2 protein-coding genes are annotated in these 1780 nt (G+C 69.3%); one reads left to right on the top strand and one right to left on the bottom strand.

Translation table 11 applies throughout. The features are described from left to right. Positions 1-443: PAS domain-containing protein (locus tag AC27KI_RS24055; protein ID WP_487116252.1), on the bottom strand; the 443-nt coding region annotated here is incomplete at its 3' end. Positions 444-1036: 593 nt separating this feature from the next. On the opposite strand from AC27KI_RS24055, the gene AC27KI_RS24060 reads away from it, so the two are divergent. Then, positions 1037-1780, top strand: a 744-nt coding sequence (locus AC27KI_RS24060) for an efflux RND transporter periplasmic adaptor subunit (protein WP_487091036.1), incomplete at its 3' end; no start/stop codon positions are given.

Below are 1780 nucleotides of genomic sequence, written 5' to 3' on the forward strand. Positions count from 1 at the left end.
GCGCGCAGCACGTGCACCGGGCGGCCGGCCTCGGCCTCGGCGCGCATGCGGGCGTAGAGCGCGTCGGCGGCCTGCACCTGCTCGCGGGTGGCCTCGGTGCGCACCGACAGGTAGCCCACGGGGCGGTCGCCCTCCATCAGCGGGGTGACGTTGGCCATCACCCAGTAGAAGTCGCCGTTCTTGCGCCGGTTCTTCACCGCGGCCGACCAGGGCCGGCCCTGGCCGATGGTGTCCCACATGTCGCGGAACGCCTCCTCGGGCATGTCGGGGTGGCGGATCAGGTTGTGGGGCTGGCCCAGCAGGGCCTCGCGCTCGTAGCCGCTCACCTCGATGAACATCGGGTTGCAGTACAGGATGCGCCCTTTCAGGTCGGTGGTGGACACCAGGGTTTCGCCGGAAGGAAACGGGTATTCCTGCGTGCTGACCGGAAGATTTCTTCGCATGGGAAGCCTTTCTGGGGAAGAAGCTTTTGTCTCGTACGGACGGTGCGGCACGGCGCCGCGGGCCCCTGCGGGATGCAGTGCGGCCGATGGTAGGTGGCACATCCCGGCTTGTGGAAACCTTTCGGCCGGGGCTTGATCTGGGTCAAGAGCCCGGGGACGCTGCGAACGCGGACCGTCGTTTCCCGACCACCCATTTGCTATCAATTGAATAGCTACCAAGACAATGAAAACGCCGGCATGCGGGCGATTTGGCTCTCAAAACCCCGTTCCGTCCCGCAGAAACCCTTCGGATCGACGGCCCGGCCGGCCGGCGGCCCGCCAGCGCGGCCACACACTCCCGGGGCCAGCGCCCGAGGGGCCCGCCACCGCCTGCGAGGGGCACGCGCGGCCCGCACGCGGCATGAAGGTTGCAAGGTCCGGACACGAGGCCCGCCGGAGGGCTTTCCAGCCTGCTACAGCTTCACACGATCTTTTCAATTGACCGTCAGAATGCTCGCCACAACGAAAGCCGTGCCTTGTCCATGAATTGCCCACGCCCTGCCACACGCTCGCTGCCCTCCGCCCCCGCTGCCATGGCCCCACGGCCCTCCTCCTTGACCTCTTCCTGTGTGACCGCTGTCCCCGGTGCCCTGCGCCGGGCCGGCGCTGCCGTGCTGGCGGCCGCCTTCGTGGTGACCGGGTGTTCGGACAAGGCCGCCAAGCAGCCCGCGCCGCGCGCCCCGGTGGAAGCCGGCGTGGTCACGATCCAGCCCGAGCGGCAGTCGATCACCACCGAGTTGCCCGGGCGCACCAGCGCGTTCCTGGTCGCCGAGATCCGGCCGCAGGTGGGCGGCATCGTGCAAAAGCGGCTCTTCACCGAAGGGGCGGACGTGAAGGCCGGGCAGGTGCTGTACCAGCTGGACGCCTCGCCCTTCGAGGTGGCGCTGGCGAGCGCCGAAGCCTCGCTGGGCAAGGCCCAGGCCACCGTGGGCACGGCCGAGACCAACGCGCGGCGCAATGCCGAGCTGGTCAAGATCGATGCGATCAGCCGGCAGGTGTATGACGACAGCCAGGCGGTGCTGGTGCAGGCCCGCTCGGACCTGGCCGTGAACCGCGCGGCGGTCGAGAACGCCCGCATCAACCTGGGCTACACCCGCATCAAGGCGCCCATCTCGGGCCGCACCACCACCTCGGCGGTGACGCCGGGCGCGCTGGTGACCGCCAACCAGACCACGGCGCTCACCACCATCTCGCAGATCGACCCGCTCTACGTGGACGTGACCCAGTCCAGCACCGACGTGCTGCGCCTGAAGACCGACCTGGCCAAGGGGCGCTTTCAGCGCGCGGGCGAAGGCCAG

This window comes from Acidovorax sp. KPB24-03 (assembly GCF_057546605.1).